This window comes from Phreatobacter sp., assembly GCF_027532945.1.
Classification (GTDB): Bacteria; Pseudomonadota; Alphaproteobacteria; order Rhizobiales; family Phreatobacteraceae; genus Phreatobacter.
On sequence record NZ_JAPZTZ010000028.1, the window covers coordinates 58741 to 79201 of the forward strand.

Below are 20461 nucleotides of genomic sequence, written 5' to 3' on the forward strand. Positions count from 1 at the left end.
TCACTCCGCCACGGTCTTCTCGACCTCGTTCCGCCAGGGATGCTGGGGGTAGACGCCGAGGATGGTGAGCTCCTTGGCGAAGAAGGCGAGCTCCTCCAGCGCCAGCTTGACGTTGCGGTCGTCGGGATGGCCCTCGATCTCCGCGTAGAAGCGCGTCGCGACGAAGCGGCCGCCGATCATGTGGCTCTCCAGCTTCGTCATGTTGACGCCGTTGGTCGCAAAGCCGCCCATGGCCTTGTAGAGCGCCGCCGGCACGTTGCGGACCTGGAAGACGAAGCTCGTCAGGCAGTTCTGGCCCGGCGCCGCCCAGATCTTCTGGCGCGACAGGATGACGAAGCGGGTGGTGTTGTTGGCGGCGTCCTCGATGTCCTCGGCGAGGATGTCGAGACCGTAGACCTCCGCGGCAAGGCGCGGGGCGATGGCGGCCTGGCTGGGGTCGCCCATCTCGGCGACCTCGCGGGCGGACCCCGCGGTGTCCGCCGCGACGATGGGCTTGAGGCCGAGCTTGCGGATGATCTGCCGGCACTGGCCGAGGCCCATGATGTGGCTGCGGGCCGTCTTCACTGTGGCGAGCGAGGAGCCCTTCACGCCCATGAGCTGGAAGCGGATGGGCAGGAAGAACTCGCCGATGATGTTGAGGCCGGCGGTGGGCAGAAGGTGATGCACGTCGCCGACTCGGCCGGCGATCGAGTTCTCGATCGGGATCATGCCGAGATCGGCATCGCCGTTCTGGATGGCCGCGAAGGCATCCTCGAAGCTCGGGCAGGGCATGACCTCGGCCTGCGGGAAGACCGCATTAGCCGCCTGATGCGAGAAGGCGCTGAGTTCGCCCTGGAAGGCGATGCGCTTGGGCGCGAGGATCATGGACGCGTCACTCCGGTGGGGCGGTCTGTTTAGCGAAAGGATCAGGCTTTGGCGATGAGGGCGCGGGCGCGTTCGAGGTCGGCCGGCGTGTCGACGCCGAGCGGCACGGCCTCGACCACGGCGACGTCGATGCGCATGCCGTTCTCGAGCGCGCGGAGCTGCTCCAGCCGCTCGCGCGTCTCCAGCGGGGCCGGCGGCAGGCGCACGAAACGCTCCAGCGCGGCGCGGCGATAAGCGTAGAGCCCGATGTGGTGATAGAGCGGCCCGTCGCCGGTCGGGGCGGTGGCGCGGGTGAAGTAGAGGGCGCGCAGGCGGGTCGGCGAGAGCGGCGTGCCGACCACCTTCACCACGTTGGGATTGGTGATCTCCTCGTGGCGGGTGATGATTGCGGTGAGCGTGCCGATGTCCACCGTAGGGTCATCGAGCAGGTCGGCGGCGGCGCGCACCACGCCGGGCTCGATGGTCGGCAGGTCGCCCTGGACATTGACGATGCGGTCAAAGGCGCGGGCGGGATCGACGAGGTCCGCCGCCTCCTGGATGCGGTCGGAGCCTGTCGGATGGTCGGCGCGGGTCATAACGGCACGGCCGCCGGCAGCGGTCACCGCCGCCTCGATCTCCTGGGAATCGGTCGCGACCACCACGGGGCCGAGTTTCGCTGCCTCCGCCCGCCGCAGCACATGGACGATCATCGGCGTCCCGCCGATATCCGCGAGCGGCTTGCCGGGCAGGCGCGAGGCGCTCATGCGGGCGGGAATGAGGACGAGCGATGCGGTCATGGCGGGCCGGAAGCGAGCGGAAACGCCGCTTTGAAGGCGGCAAAAAGTAGCATGAGAGAGCCGTGCATATACGGGTTGCCTCGCGGGGCGCAAATTGGATAGTGTCCGCGCCAAATCGGCAGGCCTACCCGGAGCGTCCCCCAACGCCCATTGTCAGACGTGCCGCCGATCGCTGGAGCTGGTCCCGATGGACGGATTGGAATTCAACAAGGTCATGATGGCCCTGCTGCTGGTTGGCACGGGCACTCTCGGTGGAAGCCTGCTCGCGAACGAACTTTTCAAAGTGAAACCCCCGGCGAAACCCGGCTACGAGGTCGCGGTCGCCCCGCCGGCCGGCCAGCAGGCTGCTCCCGCCGCCGCGGCGCCGACCAAGTCGATGGCCGAGGTCTTCGCCTCCGCCAACGCCGCGAACGGCGCTGCGGTGTTCCGCCAGTGCGCCACCTGCCACACGATCAACAAGGGCGGCGCCAACGGCGCGGGCCCGAATCTCTGGGGCGTTGTCGGCCGCAACCACGGCGTCTATCCCGGCTTCAACTTCTCTGCGGGCATGAAGGCCAAGGCGGCCGAGCCCTGGTCGCTGGAGGCCATCTATGCCTTCATCACCAATCCGCGCGGCGCCGTGCCCGGCACCTCGATGGCTTTCGCCGGCATCCGCTCCGAGCAGCAGCGCGCCGACCTCATGGCCTATCTGCGCGAGCAGGCGGACAGCCCGGTCGACATTCCGAAGTAAGCCGCGGCGCGCCATCACCTCATCCAAGGGCCGGACCATCGTCCGGCCCTTCGTTCATCTGGACCTGCCATGTTCCCGGTCGGTTTCCTGAGCGGGCTTGCCCATGATCCCGAGCGTCCGGCCTGGTCGGGCGAGGGGCTGCGGCCGCTCGCCTGGTCGGCCTGGTACCCGGCGGTCGATGGTGCTGAGGCCGGGCCTTTGGGCGTCCCGCCGGCGGCGCCTCTCTTCGTGATGGGCGAGGTGGCGCCGGGAGCGCCGCTCTCTGAGGTGCGCAGCGCCTGGCCGGTGGTCCTGCTGTCACACGGCACCGGCGGCACGGCGGCGAGCCTCGGCTGGCTGGCCTGTCGGCTCGCGGCGGCGGGCCATGTCGTCATCAGCGTCGACCATCACGGCAATACCGCGGCCGAACCTTATCGACCCGAGGCTTTCCTCGCCTGGTGGGACCGGCCGCGGGACCTCACGCTGCTGCTCGATCATCTCTCGGCCGAAGGGCCCTTAGCCGGGCACCTCGACCTCGGGGACGTCACGGCCGCAGGCTTCTCGATCGGCGGCTACACGGTGTTGGCGCTGGCCGGGGCCGTGACCGAGATGGCGCTGTTCCGCGACTGGGCGGCGGTGCAGCCCTTCGTGAAGGGTCCGCGCGAGTTCCCTGACATTGCCAACCAGCTTGAGCCCCTGCTTGCCGACAGCGCGCCCTTCCGCGCCGCCTGGGAGCGGCAGTCCGTGCCGCTGCGGGACACCCGCGTGCGGGCGGTGGTGGCCCTTGCCCCGGCGCCGCCGGTGCGCGGCTTCCGGGAGGCAAGCCTGACCACCATGGGCGATGTCGTGGTCACCATCGTGTCCGGCGAGGCTGACGACGAGGCGCCGTGGGAGGCCTGCGCGCTCTGGCTGTCGCAGCTTATTCCTGGGTGCCGCCTCCACAGCCTCGGGGCCGCGGTGGCGCATTATCCCTTCCTCTGCGAGGGAACGAAGCTTGGTCGCCGGATGTTACCGGAGTTGTTCGTCGATCCGCCCGGCATCGACCGGCGGGCGGTGCATGACGAGGTCGCGGCGCTCACGCTGAGGGCGATTCGCCGCGCCTGATTTGCGCCATGACAGCGGCCCCCGGACGCATTATTCTCGCGCGAGTCGCATTTTTGCCACGCTTGGCGCTTTGGAACGGGGCGAGGCCGCTCCTTTCCTCCCTTCAAGGACCACCATGCCGACCATCGCTCTCGTCGACGACGACCGGAACATCCTGACTTCGGTCGCCATCGCGCTCGAAGCCGAAGGCTATCGCATCGTCACCTACAATGACGGCGCCTCGGCCCTCGACGGCTTCAAGCAGTCGCCGCCGGACCTGGCGATCCTCGACATCAAGATGCCGCGCATGGACGGCATGGAACTGTTGCGCCGCCTGCGCCAGAAGACCGACATGCCGGTGATCTTCCTCACCTCCAAGGACGAGGAAATCGACGAGCTCTTCGGCCTGAAGATGGGCGCCGACGACTTTATCCGGAAGCCGTTCTCGCAGCGCCTGCTGGTCGAGCGGGTCAAGGCCGTGCTGCGCCGCGCCGCCGCCAAGGACCCTGCGGCGGAGGCCAAGTCCGATGCCAAGGCGCTGGAGCGCGGCAAGCTGCGCATGGATCCCGAGCGCCATACCTGCACCTGGGACGGCCATCCGGTGACGCTGACCGTCACCGAGTTCCTCATCCTGCAGGCGCTGGCTCAGCGCCCGGGCGTGGTGAAGAGCCGCAACGCGCTGATGGACGCGGCCTATGACGACCAGGTCTATGTCGACGACCGCACCATCGACAGCCACATCAAGCGGCTGCGCAAGAAGTTCAAGGTCGTCGACGACGACTTCGAGATGATCGAGACCCTCTACGGCGTCGGCTACCGCTTCAAGGAGTGAGGTCCCGCAAGGCGGCCTCTGGCGCAGACCATGCTGGACCGGACCCAGGACGACATCGCCGAGGCGGGCGCGGCCTCCGCGCCTCCCGCGCGGCCGGTCCGCCCGTGGTCGCGGTTCGGCCGGGTGATGGCGCGGGCGGTACGGGCGGTGGTCAACCGTTCCTTCTCCAGCCTGACGCGCCGCATCGTGCTGCTCAACCTCGTCGGGCTGGTCGCGCTGGTCTCCGGCATCCTCTGGCTGTCGCAGTTTCGCCAGGGCCTCATCGAGTCGCGGGCGCAGAGCCTTCTCGTCCAGGGCGAGATCATCGCCGGCGCGATCGCAGCCTCCACCTCGGTGGAGGGGCCGGTCATCCCGATCGATCCGGACAAGCTGTTCGAGCTGCAGCTCGGGGGCGCCGCCTCGGCGGTGGACGATCCCGCGGCGCTGCTTGAGTTCCCGATTAATCCCGAGCGTGTCGCGCCGGTCCTGCGCCGCCTCACCGGTCCGACCGAGACCCAGGCGCGCATCTATGACCGCGAGGGCAACCTCATCCTCGACAGCCGCAACCTCTATGGCCGCGGCGAGATCCAGACCCTCGACCTGCCACCCATCGGCAGCAAGCCGCCCTTCTACGAGAAGTGGTGGAACGAGGTCCGCCGCTTCCTGCGCGGCGGCAACAACTTCCCCATCTACCGCGACCTCGGCATGCGCAACGGCCGCTCCTATCCGGAGGTGGCGCAGGCGCTGAACGGCCAGAAGGTCAGCATGGTCCGGGTCAACGACCAGGGCGAGCTGATCGTCTCGGTGGCGATCCCGGTGCAGCGCTTCCGCGGCGTGCTCGGCGTGCTCCTGCTCAATACGCAGGGCGGCGAGATCGACGAGGTGCTGGATGCCGAGCGCTTCCAGGTGCTGCGCGTCTTCCTCGTCGCCGCCCTGGTGATGATGCTGCTCTCCATGCTGATGGCGCGCACCATCGCCGGCCCGGTGCGCAAGCTCGCCGAGGGCGCCGACCAGGTGCGCCGCCGCCATCGCTCGCGCGAGGAAATCCCCGATTTCAGCCAGCGACGCGACGAGATCGGCCATCTCTCCCGCTCGCTTCGCGACATGACGGACGCGCTCTATGCCCGGATCGAGGCGATCGAGCGCTTCGCCGCCGATGTCGCCCATGAGCTGAAGAACCCGCTGACCTCGCTGCGCTCGGCGGTGGAGACCCTGCCGCTCGCCAAGACCGACACGTCGCGCGCGCGCCTGCTCGAGGTCATCCAGCATGACGTGAAGCGGCTCGACCGGCTGATCACCGACATTTCCGACGCCAGCCGCCTCGATGCCGAGCTGCAGCGCCAGGAATCGACGCGGGTCGATCTTTCGAAGCTGCTCGGCACCCTCGTCACCATCGCCAACGAGGTTCGCAAGGACGGCGAGGCCTCGGTGCGGCTCGCCTTCGAGGGCGGCAAGCCCGGCGACTTTGTCGTGCCCGGCCACGACAGCCGCATCAGCCAGGTCGTGACCAACCTCGTCGACAATGCCCGCTCCTTCTCACCAAGGGACGGCGAGGTGCGGGTCACCGCCAGGAAGCTCAAGGGCCTCGTCGAGATCGTGGTGGAGGATGACGGGCCGGGCATCCGCGACGACGCCCTGCAGCGCATCTTCGAGCGCTTCTACACCGACCGCCCGCATCAGGATTACGGCCAGAATTCCGGCCTCGGCCTGTCGATCTCCAAGCAGATCATCGAGGCCCATGGCGGCAAGATCTGGGCCGAGAACCGCCCGGGCCGCCGCGACGAGGAGGGCGAGCCGATCCCGGCCGGCGCGCGCTTCGTCGTCCGCCTGCCGGCCGCCTGAGGCGATGGCGCCGAGCCTCCACGCTACCGCCGTCCTCGTGGGCGCTAAGGCCCTGCTGATCCGCGGCGCCCCAGGCTCCGGCAAGACAAGCCTTGCGCTGCGGCTGGTGGCGTTGGGTGAGGCCGGCGCTTCGATTTTCGTGCGGCTCGTGGCCGATGACCGCGTCCATCTGGCGGCGTCCGGCGGTCGGCTGGTCGTTTCGGCGCCCGCGGCCATTGCCGGGCTCGCCGAGCAGCGCGGCATCGGGCTGCGGCCGATCCCGTTTGAGAGCGCCGCCGTCATCGGCCTTGTCGTCGACCTCGGCGCGGCGGATGCGGCGCGGATGCCGGAGGAGGCCGCCTTGACCGCCAGCATCGCCGGGGTCAGCCTGGCGCGCCTGCCGGTCGCCGCGGGCGTCGACCCGTTGCCGATCGTGGCATCGGCCATCTCATGGTGTCGCATCCCGGCGGCGGTCCTTGCTGCGCCGCACGCGGGGGCGTATCGTTAACGCCCTTGCCCTTGCGCCAACCGGCCAGATGATCAAATTATCACCCTCCCTCGTGAGCGAGCGCGCGGCCTGCCGCGCGCGGAGTGCCTGATGATCGGTCTCGTCATCGTGACGCACGGCCAGCTGGCCGTCGAATTCCGCCATGCCATGGAACATGTCGTGGGTCCCCAGCGCCAGGTGGAGACCATCGCCATCGGTCCCAGCGACGACATGGACCAGCGGCGGCGCGATATCATCGCGGCGGTCGACCAGGTCGATTCCGGTGACGGCGTCGCCGTGCTGACCGACATGTTCGGTGGCACGCCTTCCAACCTCGCCATCTCCGTGATGAGCGGGCGTCCGGTCGAGGTCATTGCCGGCATCAACCTGCCGATGCTGGTGAAGCTCGCCACCGTGCGGGCCGAGAAGCCGCTGCAGGAGGCCGTGCTCCACGCCCAGGAGGCCGGCCGCAAATACATCAACATCGCCAGCCGTGTGCTCGCAGGTCATTGAGATCGGGACGGCGGGGTGGCTAGAATGACCTCCAGGTGCCCGGGTGAGTGGCATGGCCGTGGCCGTTTGCAGCGGACCGCGGTGAGGGGGTAGGACGTCTCATGGGCCAGGGCGACATCGGCGGCTCCGCCGCGACGGCTGCCACCGCGGGTGCGGTGGTGCGCGAGCTGCCGATCATCAACAAGCGGGGCCTGCATGCGCGCGCCTCGGCCAAGTTCGTGTCCTGCGCGGACCGGTTCGATGCCACCATCAAGGTGTCGCGTGCCGGTGAGACGGTGGATGCAAGTTCGATCATGGGGCTGATGATGCTGGCCGCCGGCATCGGCACCTCCGTGACCCTGACTGCCACCGGCCCCGATGCCGAGGCGGCGGTTGAGGCTCTCGCCGCGCTCGTCGCCGACCGGTTCGGCGAGGGCGAATGACCGCGTCCGCCCTGCCGCGACGCTTGCTGTAACCCTTGCCGACGAGACACGATCCATGAGCGACACGAGCGTGGTTCCCGCGGAGACCTCCGCCGAGAAGGTGGAGCGCGGCGTCGAGAAAGCCCTGTTCGCCAGCCGCTGGCTGATGGCGCCGTTCTATGTCGGGCTGATGATCGGCCTCTTCGCGCTGATGGTCGTCTTCCTCCGCGATCTCGCGGTGTTCGTGACGAAGATTCCGACCGCCAAGGAATCCGACGTCATCCTCGGCATCCTGACCCTCATCGACCTGTCGCTGGCGGGAAACCTCGTCATCATGGTGGTGTTCTCCGGCTATGAGAACTTCGTCTCCAAGATGGAGCATGTCCCGACCAAGGACCGGCCGGAATGGATGGGTTCGATCGATTTCTCCGCCCTGAAGATGAAGCTGCTCGCCTCGATCGTGGCGATCTCGGCGATCCATCTGCTGAAGGCCTTCATGAACGTCGGGGCCATGTCTGACCGCGAGATGATGTGGCTGGTGGTGATCCACGTCACCTTCGTCATGTCCGGCGTGCTGATGGCGCTGACCGACAAGTTCGCGAGTTCGGCCAAGTGAAGCCCGGAGCCCTATGATGGCCGACTGGCGCTCCTTCTGGGACGGCGAACACGCCATCTACGTCTCCGACCGCCACAAGGCGGTGCACTATGCCGCCATCGCCGACGGCATTCTCGACCATGTCAGGCTCGCCGGGCTCGGCCATGACGCGGTCATGCTCGACTATGCCTGCGGCGAGGCGCTGGAGACGCCGCGGGTGGCCGCGGCCGTCGGGCGGCTCATCCTGTGCGACGACGCGCCGTCGGTGATGGCGAAGCTCCGCGAGCGCTTCGGCGGCCTCGGTAACATCGCCTTCGCCCTGCCGGAGGATCTCGACGCGGCGCTGCCGGACGGCGACGCTGACCTGATCGTCGTGTCCTCGCTGATCCAGTACCTGTCGCGCGACGATCTCACCGGCCTGCTCGGCCGCTTTCGGGCGAAGCTGAAGCCCGATGGCCGCCTCGTCATCGCCGACGTGATCCCACCGGAGGCGGGGATGGTGCCGGATGTGCTGTCGCTGCTGCGCAATGCTCTGCGCCATGGCTATCTGCCTGCCGCGGTGGCCGGCCTTGTCGCGACCGCCGTGTCGCCCTATCGCAAGCTGCGCAGCGAACTGGGGCTTTCGACCTATGCCGAGGCGGACATGCTGGCGCTCTTCGTGGAGACGGGCTTTTCGGCGGCGCGTCACCAGCCCAATCTCGGCCTCACGCCCCATCGCATGACCTTCGTCGCGCGTCCCGCCTGACCTAAGCGGGTTTGACTCTCCGGCGCGATTTCGGCATAGCGATCACTTCGTTCTTTGAACCGAACACCGCGCCGGGGTGTGTCCGATGAACCCGATTTTCGCCGACCTGCCGACCACCGTCTTCGAGGTCATGTCGCAGATGGCGCGGGAGACCGGCGCCATCAATCTCGGCCAGGGCTTCCCCGACGATCCCGGACCGCTCGACGTGCGCCAGAAGGCGGCCGAGGCCGTCGTCTCCGGCTGGAACCAGTATCCGCCGATGATGGGCCTGCCGGAGCTCAGGCAGGCGGTCAGCGACCACTACCGCCACCACCAGGGCCTGACGATCGACCCGGCGCAGGAGGTGATGATCACCTCGGGCGCCACCGAGGCCCTCGCCGGCGCCCTGTTCTCGCTCATCCAGCCGGGCGACGAGGTCGTGCTGTTCCAGCCGATGTACGACGCCTATCTGCCGCTGGTCCGCCGCGCCGGCGGCGTGCCCCGTTTCGTCACCCTGCGCCCGCCGCACTGGCGCTTCACCGAGGAGGATCTCGCGGCGGTCTTCACCGACCGGACGCGGGTGGTGCTGCTCAACAATCCGCTGAACCCCGCGGCTTCGGTCTTCCCGCGCGAGGACCTCGACCTGCTCGGCCGCTTCTGCGCGAAGTTCGGCGCCACGGTGGTGTCGGACGAGGTCTGGGAACACGTGATGTTCGACGGGCAGAAGCACCTCTCCGTGCTTGCCGTGCCCTCGCTGCGCGAGCGCTCCGTGAAGATCGGGTCGGCCGGAAAGATCTTCTCCCTCACCGGCTGGAAGGTCGGCTTCGTGGTGGCCGCTCCGGCGATCATGAAGGTGCTGTCCAAGGCGCACCAGTTCCTGACCTTCACCACGCCGCCGAACCTGCAGGCGGCCGTGGCCTATGGCCTCGCCAAGGACGATTCCTACTTCACGGGGATGCGGCAGGACCTGCAGCGGGCGCGCGACCTGTTCCATGCCGGGCTCGATGCCGCCGGGTTCCAGGTCCTTCCCAGCGCGGCCACCTATTTCATCAATGTCGATCTGGCAGCGGCGGGCATCACCGACGATGTCGCCTTCTGCAAGGCGCTGGTGCGCGACCACGGCGTTGCCGCCATTCCGGTCTCCGCCTTTTATGCGGAGACGCCGGTCACCTCGGTCGTGCGCTTCTGCTTCGCCAAGAAGGACGAGACGCTCACCGGCGCCCTGGACCGGCTGTCGCGGGTTTTCGCCAAGGCGGCGTGACGGGAGGGCGGCGATATGCCGCCCCCGTCGGATCGTCTCCGTGCCGCTCAGGCCGGCTCGAGCAAGCCCGGGATCGCCTCGACGGCTTCCTGGGTCTTGGCGCAGAGCTCGGCCACTGAAATGCGGTCGAGACGGGCAAAATAATCGTGCTCGGCCTCGGCCATGGCCGGGACGATGATCGCCTCCATCAGCGGCGAGAGCGTATCGATCTCGTCGATGCCGCTGCCAACCGCCGTACGGACGATATCGCCACAGGTGATCTTGGCGCGGTCCCGCGCGACGTCGTAGCCACCGCGCGGGCCGCGAAGGCCGCGCAGGATTCCGGAGCGGACGAGCGCCTGAAGCAGGGGCTCGAGGTGGCGGGGCGGCAGGTTGTGGCGGGCCGCCAGCGCCTTCGCCGACACGGGTCCGTCAACCGCGTGAACGGCAATATCGACGACGGCAGCAATCGCCAACCGGCCACGACGTGACAGAATAGACATAGGTCCCTCAAATGATGGAGGGCGACGTCGTTTCACCCCCGGTTAACAAAACAAGTTTCACACTGCAAATAGAACTTCTTTTCGCGCATAAGGGCATTGCCGCCAGCGCAAACAAGAATATTTCTAAACTCCTGTGGAGCCGAACCCACCCATTCCACGTTTAGTCTCGTTCAATTCTTCCACGAGCTGGATATGTGGTATTGTGATGGGTGCCACGACCAGCTGTGCGATGCGGTCCCCACGGCGAATGGTGACGGCCTCCCGGCCGAGGTTGACGAGGATCACTTTCACCTCGCCGCGATAGTCGCTGTCAATCGTACCCGGCGCGTTCAGGACTGTCAGGCCCTGCTTCAGGGCGAGGCCAGACCGCGGCCGCACCTGGCCCTCGTAACCCCTGGGGATGGCCATTTCGAGGCCGGTCGCAACGGCGCTGCGCTCGCCGGGGGCGAGGGTGAACGGCGCGTCCTCGGGGAGGGCGGCGGTCAGGTCCATGCCGGCGGCGCCTTCGGTCTGCGGCTCGGGCAAGGGCAGGCCCTCGCCATGGGGCAGGCGGCGCATCTGGACGATGGGGCGGGTCATGCAACTGTCCTGTCAGGCTGGGGCGAGCCGGCGGCCGAGTTCGGCGACGAGGGCGCGGGCGACAGCCTCCTTCGACTGGCGCGCCCAGGTCTCGATCCCGTCCGGCCCGACCAGGTGGACCGTGTTGGAATCGCCCCCGAACGTGCCCGTGCCGACCGCCACGTCATTGGCGACGATCAGGTCGCAGCCCTTACGGGCGAGCTTGGCGCGGGCATTGTCGAGGACGTTCTCGGTCTCGGCGGCGAAGCCGATGACGAGATCCGGCCGGCCTTCGCTGCGCCGCGCGATGGTGGCGAGGATGTCGGGATTCTCGACGAAGCTCAGCGCAGGCGGGCCGCCTGGACCCTTCTTGATCTTGCCGCCGGCGACATCCGCCACGCGCCAGTCGGCGACGGCCGCGGCGAAGATGGCGATGGTCGCGGGAAGGGCCGCCTCCACTGCCGCGAGCATGTCGCGGGCGCTCTCGACATGGACCGTGGCAACGCCTGCCGGATCGGGGAGTGACACCGGGCCGGTGACGAGGGTGACGCGGGCTCCCGCCTCGGCGGCGGCGCGGGCGATGGCGTGGCCCTGCTTGCCGGAGGAATGGTTGGAGATGTAGCGGACGGGGTCGATGGCCTCGCGGGTCGGGCCGGAGGTGACGAGCACATGGCGGCCGGCGAGGGGGCCGGCCGGGGCGGGCGCCAGCAGCGCCTCGACGGCGGCGATGATTTCGGGGACCTCGGCCATGCGGCCCGGGCCGAACTCACCGCAGGCCATGGCGCCGTCATTGGGGCCGACGACGGCGATGCCATCGCCGCGGAGCGTGACGAGATTGCGCTGGGTCGCCGGGTGCAGCCACATCCGGACGTTCATGGCCGGGGCGATCAGCACGCGCTTGTCGGTGGCGAGCAGGGCCGTCGAGGCGAGGTCGTTGGCATGGCCGTTCGCCATCTTCGCCATGAGGTCGGCCGTGGCGGGAGCGACGACCAGAAGGTCGGCGTCACGCGACAGCTCGATATGGCCCATCTCCGCCTCGTCGGTGAGGGAGAAGAGCTCCTGGAAGACCTTGTCGCCGGTGAGCGAGCCGACCGAGAGGGGCGTGACGAACTCCGAGCCGGCGCGGGTCAGGATGGCGCGCACCTTGGCGCCGCGGTCCTGGAGCCGGCGAATGAGATCGAGCGACTTGTAGGCGGCGATGCCGCCGCCGATGACGAGAAGAATGCGCTTGCCTGCGAGCATGGGTTCGCCCTGGTCGAGGCGCGGACCCTAACGGTTTGTGCGGCGCACCGCAAAGGCCTCCGAATGGGCGGTGTTCACGGGCCCCGGATCACCGGAACGGCGGCTCGTCGAAGCTGCGCAGCTTGCGGGAATGGATCGTGCCGCCCATGCGCTTGAGGCGCTCGACGGCGTCGAGGCCGACCAGCAGATGCTGGGCGACGGCGCTGGCATAGAAGGCGTTGGCCGCACCCGGCAGCTTGATCTCGCCGTGCAGCGGCTTGTCGGAGACGCAGAGCAGGGTGCCGTAGGGCACGCGCAGGCGATAGCCCTGCGCGGCGATGGTGCCGCTCTCCATGTCGACGGCCACCGCCCGCGACAGGTTGAAGAGCCTGGCTTCCTGGGTATAGCGCAGCTCCCAGTTGCGGTCGTCGTTGGTGACGACGGTGCCGGTGCGCAGCCGCTGCTTCAGCGCCTCGCCGCTCATGCCGGTGACGGTGGCGCAGGCGTCCTGCAGCGCGGTCTGCACCTCAGCGAGGGCCGGAATCGGGATTTCCGTTGGCACCAGCGCGTCGAGGATGCGGTCGCGCCTGAGATAGGCATGGGCGAGCACGTAGTCGCCGATCTCCTGCGCCTGCCTCAGGCCCCCGCAATGGCCGATCATCAGCCAGCAATGCGGCCTGAGAACCGCCAGATGGTCGGTGATGTTCTTGGCGTTGGAGGGGCCGACGCCGATGTTCACGAGGGTGACACCGGCGCCGTCCTCGCGCTCCAGGTGATAGGCCGGCATCTGGTAGCGATGCCAGGCGGAGCCGGCGATGCGGGCGGCGCCGCCCTCCAGCGTCTCCGCCGTGATGGTGATCCCGCCAGGTGCGACGAGGCGGGTCGCCCGGCCGGCCGCGATCTCCGCGATGCCATGGGCAACGAACTGGTCGACATAGCGGTGGTAGTTGGTCAGCAGGATCCAGGGCTGGACCGCGCGCCAGTCGGTGCCGGTGTAGTGGATGAGCCGGCGCAGCGAATAGTCGACACGCACCCCGTCGAAGAGGGCGAGCGGGCGCGGCCCACCCTCGATGAGGTCGAAGGCGCCGTCGGCGATCTCGTCACCGACGAGCGACAGGAGTGGCACGGGGAAATGGCGGGCGAGCTCGGCCGAGGTGCGGGCTCCGGAGGCGAGTTCCTCCACCCCGTCGGCGACATAGGGATAGGGGATCTCCTGGGCGCTCGGCCGCACGGCGATGGTGGCGCCATAGTCCTCGACGAGCGGGCGCAGCTGGTCGAGCAGATAGGGCCGGAAGTGCAGCGGCTGGGTCACCGTGGTGGTGTAGAGGCCGGGCTGCGCGAACTTGGCATAGGCCCGGCGGGTGCGCGGCGCCTCGCGTCCCGGCACGTAGGTGACGGCGAGCTCGGGATAGACGAAGGCGGCGCGCTCCTCCGGTGTCGGCGGGGGGCCGCCGGCGAGGAAACGGGAGAGGGCGGTGCGCAGTGCCGAGGTCGCCTCGTCGAAGAGGGTTGCGAGGCGGTCGACGGCGGCTTCTGGCGTGAGGGTCTCGGTCATGGTCGAGGGTTTAGCATGATCGGACGATGGCGGGATGCGGTGGCGACATGCACCACCCAACTGCGTCCTCACCCCTCCGGCGTATCGGGCAGGGGCTGCCACTCCGCGGGATAGTCCACCTGCGTGAGATAGAGCGCATGGGCCGGGCCGACCATGCCGCAGGCCTTGCGGTCGCGGGCGGCGAGCGCCGCGGCGAGGTCGTCGGCGGTCCACAGGCCCTCGCCGACAAGCTTCAGGCTGCCGACCATGGACCGGACCTGGTTGTGCAGGAAGGAACGGGCATCGAGCCGGCATTCGATGCCGTCGGCCGTGCGGGTCACCTCGAAGCGGTCGAGGTTGCGGATGGGCGATTTCGCCTGGCATTCGGTGGATCGGAACGTCGTGAAGTCGTGCCGACCGATGAGGATCTGCGCCGCCGCCTGCATGCGCTCGACGTCGAGCGCCTTGGGCGACCACCAGGCGCGCTCGCGCTCGAGGGTCAGCGGCGGGCGGCGGTCGATGATGCGGTAGAGATAGTGGCGGCGCACCGCCGAGAAGCGGGCGTCGAAGGCGTCGGGCATCTTCTCGGCTGAGAGCACCGCGATGGCCTCGTCCTTGAGGTAGCGGTTGGTGGCATCACGCACCACGCGGTTCGGCCAGTCACGCGTCAGATCGACATGGGCGACCTGGCCGGTGGCGTGGACGCCGGCATCGGTGCGGCCGGCGCCTCCCACCGCCACGGCTTCGCCGCAGAATTCACCGATGGCGCGGACGAGTTCGCCCTGCACCGACTTGCCATAGCTCGCGGCCTGCATCTGCCAGCCGAGATATGGCGCGCCGTCATATTCGATGGTGAGCTTGTAGCGCGGCATCGCGGGCGCCGTCCTATCCCAGGACCGTGCCGGGCCCCACCTTGGCACCGTTGAGGAAATCGGCGGCCCTCATGGCCTTGGCGCCGGCCCGCTGCACCTCCACGAGGCGCACCGCGCCGCTGCCACAGGCGACAGCGAGATCGGCGCCCAGCACCGTGCCCGGCGCGCCGGAGCCGGCCGCCAGCGACGTGCGCAGCACCTTCACACGCTCGTGGCCCTTGCCGAGATCGGCCTCGAACCAGGCGCCGGGGAAGGGCGAGAGGCCGCGCACGGCATTGTGGACCTCGGCGGCGGGGCGCGACCAGTCGATGCGCGCCTCGGCCTTGTCGATCTTGGCGGCATAGGTGACGCCCTCCGCGGCCTGGGCCGAGAAGCCGAGCGTGCCGCGCTCCAGCGCGCCGAGCGCCCGGACCATGAGGTCGGCGCCGAGCACGGCCATGCGGTCGTGCAGCTCCTGCGCGGTCATGTCTGACGTGATGGCGATGCGCTCGACCATGGCGACGGGGCCGGTATCGAGGCCCTCGTCCATCTGCATCACCATGACGCCGGTCTCTGCATCGCCGGCCATGATGGCGCGCTGGATCGGGGCAGCGCCGCGCCAGCGCGGCAGCAATGAGCCATGGAGGTTGAGACAGCCGAGGGCAGGGGCGTCCAGCACCGGCTTCGGCAGGATGAGGCCATAGGCGACGACCACCGCGACATCGGCGCCGAGCGAGGCGAAGTCGGCCTGCGCTGCCTCATCGCGCAGGGTGCGGGGGGTGAAGACCGGAATGCCGAAGCGGTCGGCGAGGCGGTGCACCGGCGTCTTCTGCTCGTCCAAGCCGCGGCCTGCGGGCTTCGGCGCGCGGGTATAGACCGCGACGACCTCGTGGCCCTGGCCGAGGATCTCGGAGTGGGTGGGCACGGCGAAATCCGGCGTGCCCATGAAGACGACGCGCAGGCTCACGCGAGCGCCTCGCGGCGGGCGGCCTTGGCGAATTTCTTCATGACGCGCTCGCGCTTCAGCCGCGACAGATAGTCGATGAAGAGAACGCCGTTGAGATGGTCGATCTCGTGCTGCACGCAGGTGGCCATCAGGCCCTCGCAGTCGAGCTCCTGCACCTTGCCGTCGAGGTCCTGGTAGCGGATGCGGCACTTCGCCGGGCGCTCCACCTCCTCGTAATATTCGGGGATGGAGAGGCAGCCCTCCTCGTAGATGGAGAGCTCGTCGGAACGCCAGATGATCTCGGGGTTGATGAGGACGACCGGCTGCTTCGGCTCGTCCTTGCGGGCGAGGTCGATGGTGACGACGCGGCGCGGCACGGCGATCTGGATCGCGGCGAGGCCGATGCCGGGAGCCTCGTACATGGTCTCCATCATGTCGTCGGCGAGCTTGCGCACCTCCGTGTCGACGGTGGCGATGGGCTCGGAGACGAGCTTCAGCCGCGGATCGGGAATGACGATGATCTCGCGCAGGGCCATGGTGGACAGTTTCGCAGGGTTGAGCCGGGAAGGGCTGAGTTAAGCGCGGCGCCCCGCCGGGTCAATGTCCACCGCGCGCGCTATGTCACACCGGCAGGCCGACATAGTTCTCCGCCAGCGCGGTCATGGCCGCTTTCGACGAGACCAGATAGGCGAGATCGGCTTCCTGCATCCGCTGGTCGAAGGCGGTCTGCTCGGGGAAGCGGTGCAGCATGGTGGTCATGGACCAGGAGAAGCGCACGGCCTTCCAGATGCGGGCGAGCGCCCGCGCCGAATAGGTGTCGAGGCTCGCCTCGGACCGCTCGTGGAAGAAGGCGAGAAGCGCCTCGGAGAGGTAGCGCACGTCGCTCATGGCGAGGTTGAGGCCCTTGGCGCCGGTCGGCGGCACGATGTGGGCGGCATCGCCGACGAGGAACAGCCGGCCGAAGCGCAGCGGCTCGGCGACGAAGCTGCGCAGCGGCGCGATGGACTTCTCGAAGGACGGGCCGGTGACGATGGCCTCGGCCGTCGGGGCGTCGACGCGGCGGCGCAGCTCGTCCCAGAAGCGGTCGTCGGACCAGGCCTCGACCTTGTCGTCGAGCGGGCACTGCACGTAGTAGCGGCTGCGGGTGCTCGACCGCATGGTGCAGAGCGCGAAGCCGCGCGGCGAGTTGGCGTAGATCAGTTCGTGGTCGACGGGCGGCACCTCCGCGAGGATGCCGAGCCAGCCGAAGGGATAGACCCGCTCATAGGTGGTGATGGCGCCCTTCGGCACGCTGGCGCGCGAGACGCCGTGATAGCCGTCGCAGCCGGCGATGATGTCGCAGGCGATCTCGTGGGTGACACCGTCCTTGGTGTAGGTGACGCGCGGGCTCGTGCCGTCGAAGTCGTGCAGCGTGACGCCCTGCGCCTCATAGACCGTGGCGGCGCCGGAGGCGTCGCGGGCGTCCATCAGGTCCTTGGTCACCTCGGTCTGGCCGTAGATGGTCACCACCTTGCCGCTCGCGAGGCCCGACAGGTCGATGCGGTGCCGCTCGCCGTCGAAGGCCAGCGCCATGCCGTGGTGGATCAGCGCCTCCTTGTCGAGGCGGCCGGCAAGGCCGTTCTCGCGCAACAGGTCGACGGTGCCCTGTTCGAGCAGGCCTGCCCGGATCCGCGCCAGCACATAGTCGCGGCTGCGGTTCTCCAGGATGATCGTGTCGATGCCGGCCCGGTGGAGAATGTGGCCGAGCATGAGCCCAGACGGACCAGAGCCGATGATGGCGACCTGCACGCGCTTCATTTGACGTTCCCGATATGGCGCTCTTGAGGGCGCTTGAAGTCCGGAGCCGGTATCCGGCGCCGCTGCGTTCTTAGCGGGATTGCCCGGGCCAAGGGAAGCGCCCGCCGCGGCACCTTCGGCGTTGTGATTGGTCGGACTGTCAGGGAGGGGCTGGAGCGGGCGAAGGGAATCGAACCCTCGTATGCAGCTTGGGAAGCTGCCGTTCTACCATTGAACTACGCCCGCACCGGGGGGCGGACCATAGCCAAGGCGGCCCCCTGTCCGCAAGCGGGTCGGTGGCGGCGGCCCGCGCGATGCGGACCGCCGCTCCCTGGCGGCCGTGAGGAGCATTGGGGACCGGCCGCCCCGCCGCCCGGCGGCGCCGCTCTGATGGCGGCTGCCTTGCCAGGCGTGTCGTGCCGGGACGCGTCCACATCCCGGCGGTGGACATCGTGCGTCCCGCGATGGAACAGCCGATGACCTTGGCGAACACGTCGCAAGGCCGAGGCCCGTTCGGCCCGTTTCGGCCCTTCACCTTCCCGGCGCTTGCGGATGCGGTGAAGGAACCGTAAACGCCCGGCGTGTCCCGGTCCGACCTGCCCATCGATGCGGCCCTGCCCGCCCTCCGCGAGGCCCTTGCGGGGGCGTCGCGCGCCGTCCTGGTTGCGCCGCCGGGCGCCGGGAAATCGACGCGTGTGCCGCTGGTGCTGATGGAGGAATCCTGGTCTGGCACAGGCAAGATTCTCGTCCTGGAGCCGCGGCGCATCGCGGCCCGCGCGGTCGCCGACCGGATGGCCAAGACACTCGGCGAGGAGGTCGGCGGACGGGTGGGCTTAAGGGTGCGCTTCGGTTCGAAGGTGTCGGCGCGGACGCGCGTCGAGGTCGTCACCGAGGGCATCTTCACCCGCATGATCCTCGACGATCCGACGCTTGAGGGTGTCGCCGCCGTGCTCTTCGACGAGTTCCACGAGCGCAGCCTCGATGCCGATCTCGGCCTTGCCCTCGCCCTCGACACGCAGGGCGCCCTGCGCGACGACCTGCGCATCCTCGTCATGTCGGCGACCCTCGACGGCGCGCGCGTTGCCGCGCTGCTTGGCGGCGCGCCGGTGGTGGAGAGCGCGGGGCGCGCCTATCCCGTGGTGACGCGGCATGTCGGTCGCGATCCCGCCGCCCGGCTGGAGGACGAGGTCGCCCGCACGGTGCGCCGGGCGCTCGCCGAGGAGACCGGCTCGGCGCTGGTCTTCCTCCCCGGCGCTGCGGAGATCCGCCGCACCGCCGAGCTTCTCGCCGCTACCGTCAAGGACCCTGCCGTCGACATCGTGCCGCTCTACGGCGCCCTCGACCGCGCCGAGCAGGACCGCGCCATCGAGCCGGCCGCCCCCGGCCGTCGAAAGGTGGTGCTCGCCACCTCCATCGCCGAGACCTCGTTGACCATCGAAGGCGTGCGCATCGTCGTCGATTCAGGTCTTTCCCGTGTGCCGCGCTTCGAGCCGGACCTCGGGCTCACGCGGCTGGAGACGGTGCGTGTGTCGCGTGCGGCGGCCGATCAGCGCCGTGGCCGTGCCGGCCGCACCGAGGCGGGCGTCTGCTACCGGCTGTGGGAGGAGGCGCAGGAGGGCGCCTTCCCGGCCTACCAGACGCCGGAAATCCTCGCCGCCGATCTCTCCTCGCTTCTCCTCGACTCCGCCGCCTGGGGCGTCACCGATCCGGCGAGCCTTGCCTTCCTCGACCCGCCGCCGAAGCCGGCGGTGGCGGAGGCGCGGGCGCTGCTCGCGAGCCTCGGCGGGCTCGACGCGGACGGGCGCATCACCGAGGAGGGCAAGCGCCTGCGCGCCCTGCCGCTCACGCCCCGGCTCGCCCGCATGGTGGTGGATGCGGCCGCTCGCGGCGAAGGCCGGCTTGCCGCCGACCTCGCCCTGCTCGTCTCCGAGCGCGGCCTCGGCGGCGAGGACGTGCATCTCGGTCATCGCTTCGACCGCTTCCGTTCCGACCGCTCGCGGCGGGCGGAGGACGCGCGCCGCATGGCCGCGGGTTGGCTGCGCGAAGTGACGGCGGCGCCCGATATCGGCTCGGGGCCGGAGCGCGCCGGCGCGGTGCTGGCGCTGGCCTTTCCCGACCGCATCGCCCGCGCGCGTGGCAAGGATGGCGATTTCGTCCTCGCCAATGGCCGCGGCGGATCGGTCGATCCCGCCTCGCCGCTGGCGCGCGAGACCTTCCTCGCCGTGGCCGAGATCGGCGGCGTCGCGGCGCGGGCGCGCATCCTGTCGGCTGCGCCCATCAGCCTTGCCGAGATCGAGGCGGATTTCGCCGACCGGATCGAGACGCGCGAGGAGGTGACCTTCGACCGCACGGCCGCCGCACTCCGGGCGAAGCGCGCCCGCCGGCTCGGCGCGGTCAATCTGGGCGAGCAGACGCTGGCCGTGCCGCCGACGGAGGCGAGCGCCCGGGCTCTGGCAGAGGGCATCGCCGCGCTGGGGATCCACCGCCTGCCCTGGTCGAAGCCGCAGCTGGCGCTGCGCCACCGCGTCTCCTTCCTGCGGCGGGTGGACGAGAGCTTTCCCGACCTCTCGGACGCGGCCCTGGCGGCAAATGCGGCGGAGTGGCTGGCCGCGCATATCCTCGCCAAGACGGCCTTGTCGCAGATCGGCGCGGACGAGCTTTCGGCGGCCCTCGACCAGCTCATCCCCTGGGACGTGAAGCGGCGGATCGAGGCAGACCTCCCGAGCCATTTCGACGCGCCCTCGGGCCAGCGCCATCCCATCGACTACGAGGGCGAGGAGCCAGTCCTGTCGATCCGCGTGCAGGAGCTTTTCGGCCTCGCGGTCCATCCGACTGTGGCGCGCGGCAAGATCCCTCTGGTGGTCGAGCTGCTGTCGCCCGCCCACCGCCCGGTGCAGATCACGCGCGACCTACCGGGCTTCTGGAAGGGCTCCTGGCAGGCGGTGAAATCGGAGATGAAGGGGCGCTATCCCCGCCATCCCTGGCCGGATGATCCGGCGTCCGCGGCTGCGACCCATCGGGCCAAGCCGCGCGGGACGTGAGATCGGC

The 20461-nt window shown here is 69.3% G+C and carries 21 protein-coding genes and 1 tRNA gene; 11 read left to right on the top strand and 11 right to left on the bottom strand.

All coding sequences use genetic code 11. From position 1 onward, the window contains the following. Together O9344_RS17895 and O9344_RS17900 are read right to left on the bottom strand one after the other, a co-directional pair. Positions 1 to 864, bottom strand: coding sequence for a prephenate dehydratase (locus O9344_RS17895; protein ID WP_298480585.1), 864 nt, complete (start codon positions 862 to 864; stop codon positions 1 to 3). A gap of 41 nt (positions 865 to 905) precedes the next feature. Next, positions 906 to 1640: a 3-deoxy-manno-octulosonate cytidylyltransferase gene (locus tag O9344_RS17900; RefSeq protein ID WP_298480588.1), complete on the bottom strand. Its 735-nt coding sequence runs from the start codon at positions 1638 to 1640 to the stop codon at positions 906 to 908. 187 nt (positions 1641 to 1827) lie between these two features. Between O9344_RS17900 and O9344_RS17905 the strand changes: the two genes are divergently transcribed. The 10 genes from O9344_RS17905 to O9344_RS17950 all read left to right on the top strand — a co-directional run bounded on the left by O9344_RS17905 (position 1828) and on the right by O9344_RS17950 (position 10045). Next, complete coding sequence (locus O9344_RS17905; protein WP_298480591.1) at positions 1828 to 2370, top strand: cytochrome c family protein; 543 nt, start codon at positions 1828 to 1830, stop codon at positions 2368 to 2370. A gap of 69 nt (positions 2371 to 2439) precedes the next feature. After that, entirely contained in the window at positions 2440 to 3453 is a 1014-nt protein-coding gene (locus tag O9344_RS17910; RefSeq protein ID WP_298480594.1) for an alpha/beta hydrolase, read from the top strand. Positions 3454 to 3568: 115 nt separating this feature from the next. Next, positions 3569 to 4264 carry a response regulator transcription factor gene (locus tag O9344_RS17915; protein ID WP_298480597.1) on the top strand — a complete coding sequence of 232 codons (696 nt, stop codon included), beginning with the start codon at positions 3569 to 3571 and terminating at the stop codon, positions 4262 to 4264. Positions 4265 to 4390: 126 nt separating this feature from the next. Next, the gene (locus O9344_RS17920) at positions 4391 to 6085 is read left to right on the top strand and encodes a sensor histidine kinase (RefSeq protein ID WP_298480730.1); all 1695 of its coding nucleotides are present in this window, start codon (positions 4391 to 4393) and stop codon (positions 6083 to 6085) included. 4 nt (positions 6086 to 6089) lie between these two features. Continuing rightward, positions 6090 to 6572, top strand: a complete 483-nt coding sequence (locus O9344_RS17925; RefSeq protein WP_298480601.1) for an HPr kinase/phosphatase C-terminal domain-containing protein — start codon at positions 6090 to 6092, stop codon at positions 6570 to 6572. Between the two features lie 90 nt (positions 6573 to 6662). Next, positions 6663 to 7064: a PTS sugar transporter subunit IIA gene (locus O9344_RS17930; protein ID WP_108175759.1), complete on the top strand. Its 402-nt coding sequence runs from the start codon at positions 6663 to 6665 to the stop codon at positions 7062 to 7064. 101 nt (positions 7065 to 7165) lie between these two features. Further along, positions 7166 to 7486, top strand: a complete 321-nt coding sequence (locus O9344_RS17935; protein ID WP_298480609.1) for an HPr family phosphocarrier protein — start codon at positions 7166 to 7168, stop codon at positions 7484 to 7486. Positions 7487 to 7541: 55 nt separating this feature from the next. After that, positions 7542 to 8081, top strand: a complete 540-nt coding sequence (locus O9344_RS17940) for a TIGR00645 family protein (protein ID WP_298480612.1) — start codon at positions 7542 to 7544, stop codon at positions 8079 to 8081. 16 nt (positions 8082 to 8097) lie between these two features. Beyond that, positions 8098 to 8805, top strand: a complete 708-nt coding sequence (locus tag O9344_RS17945; protein WP_298480615.1) for a class I SAM-dependent methyltransferase — start codon at positions 8098 to 8100, stop codon at positions 8803 to 8805. An 85-nt stretch (positions 8806 to 8890) separates the two neighbouring features. Continuing rightward, entirely contained in the window at positions 8891 to 10045 is a 1155-nt protein-coding gene (locus O9344_RS17950) for an aminotransferase (protein ID WP_298480618.1), read from the top strand. 47 nt (positions 10046 to 10092) lie between these two features. Here O9344_RS17950 and O9344_RS17955 read toward each other — a convergent pair whose 3' ends face one another. The 9 genes from O9344_RS17955 to O9344_RS17995 all read right to left on the bottom strand — a co-directional run bounded on the left by O9344_RS17955 (position 10093) and on the right by O9344_RS17995 (position 17659). Next, complete coding sequence (locus tag O9344_RS17955; protein ID WP_298480620.1) at positions 10093 to 10527, bottom strand: Rrf2 family transcriptional regulator; 435 nt, start codon at positions 10525 to 10527, stop codon at positions 10093 to 10095. A gap of 123 nt (positions 10528 to 10650) precedes the next feature. Continuing rightward, positions 10651 to 11106 carry a dUTP diphosphatase gene (dut, locus tag O9344_RS17960; protein ID WP_298480623.1) on the bottom strand — a complete coding sequence of 152 codons (456 nt, stop codon included), beginning with the start codon at positions 11104 to 11106 and terminating at the stop codon, positions 10651 to 10653. A 12-nt stretch (positions 11107 to 11118) separates the two neighbouring features. Then, a complete protein-coding gene (gene coaBC, locus O9344_RS17965; RefSeq protein ID WP_298480626.1) occupies positions 11119 to 12327 on the bottom strand; it encodes a bifunctional phosphopantothenoylcysteine decarboxylase/phosphopantothenate--cysteine ligase CoaBC in 1209 nt (402 codons plus the stop codon). An 88-nt stretch (positions 12328 to 12415) separates the two neighbouring features. Beyond that, positions 12416 to 13861: an AMP nucleosidase gene (locus tag O9344_RS17970; RefSeq protein WP_298480629.1), complete on the bottom strand. Its 1446-nt coding sequence runs from the start codon at positions 13859 to 13861 to the stop codon at positions 12416 to 12418. A gap of 68 nt (positions 13862 to 13929) precedes the next feature. After that, entirely contained in the window at positions 13930 to 14712 is a 783-nt protein-coding gene (gene truA, locus O9344_RS17975) for a tRNA pseudouridine(38-40) synthase TruA (protein WP_298480632.1), read from the bottom strand. Between the two features lie 13 nt (positions 14713 to 14725). Beyond that, positions 14726 to 15658 (bottom strand): methionyl-tRNA formyltransferase, encoded by a 933-nt coding sequence (gene fmt, locus O9344_RS17980; RefSeq protein WP_298480634.1) that lies wholly within the window; start codon positions 15656 to 15658, stop codon positions 14726 to 14728. Beyond that, positions 15655 to 16173 (bottom strand): peptide deformylase, encoded by a 519-nt coding sequence (locus tag O9344_RS17985; RefSeq protein WP_298480637.1) that lies wholly within the window; start codon positions 16171 to 16173, stop codon positions 15655 to 15657. The genes fmt and O9344_RS17985 overlap by 4 nt, the downstream gene beginning before the upstream one ends. 85 nt (positions 16174 to 16258) lie before the next feature. Then, a complete protein-coding gene (gene pobA, locus O9344_RS17990) occupies positions 16259 to 17434 on the bottom strand; it encodes a 4-hydroxybenzoate 3-monooxygenase (protein ID WP_298480640.1) in 1176 nt (391 codons plus the stop codon). A gap of 151 nt (positions 17435 to 17585) precedes the next feature. Then, positions 17586 to 17659 (bottom strand) — tRNA-Gly (locus O9344_RS17995). Positions 17660 to 17994: 335 nt separating this feature from the next. Here O9344_RS17995 and hrpB point away from each other — a divergent pair. Further along, on the top strand, positions 17995 to 20454 hold the full coding sequence (gene hrpB, locus O9344_RS18000; RefSeq protein ID WP_298480643.1) for an ATP-dependent helicase HrpB: 2460 nt from the start codon (positions 17995 to 17997) through the stop codon (positions 20452 to 20454). Positions 20455 to 20461 lie beyond the last annotated feature (7 nt).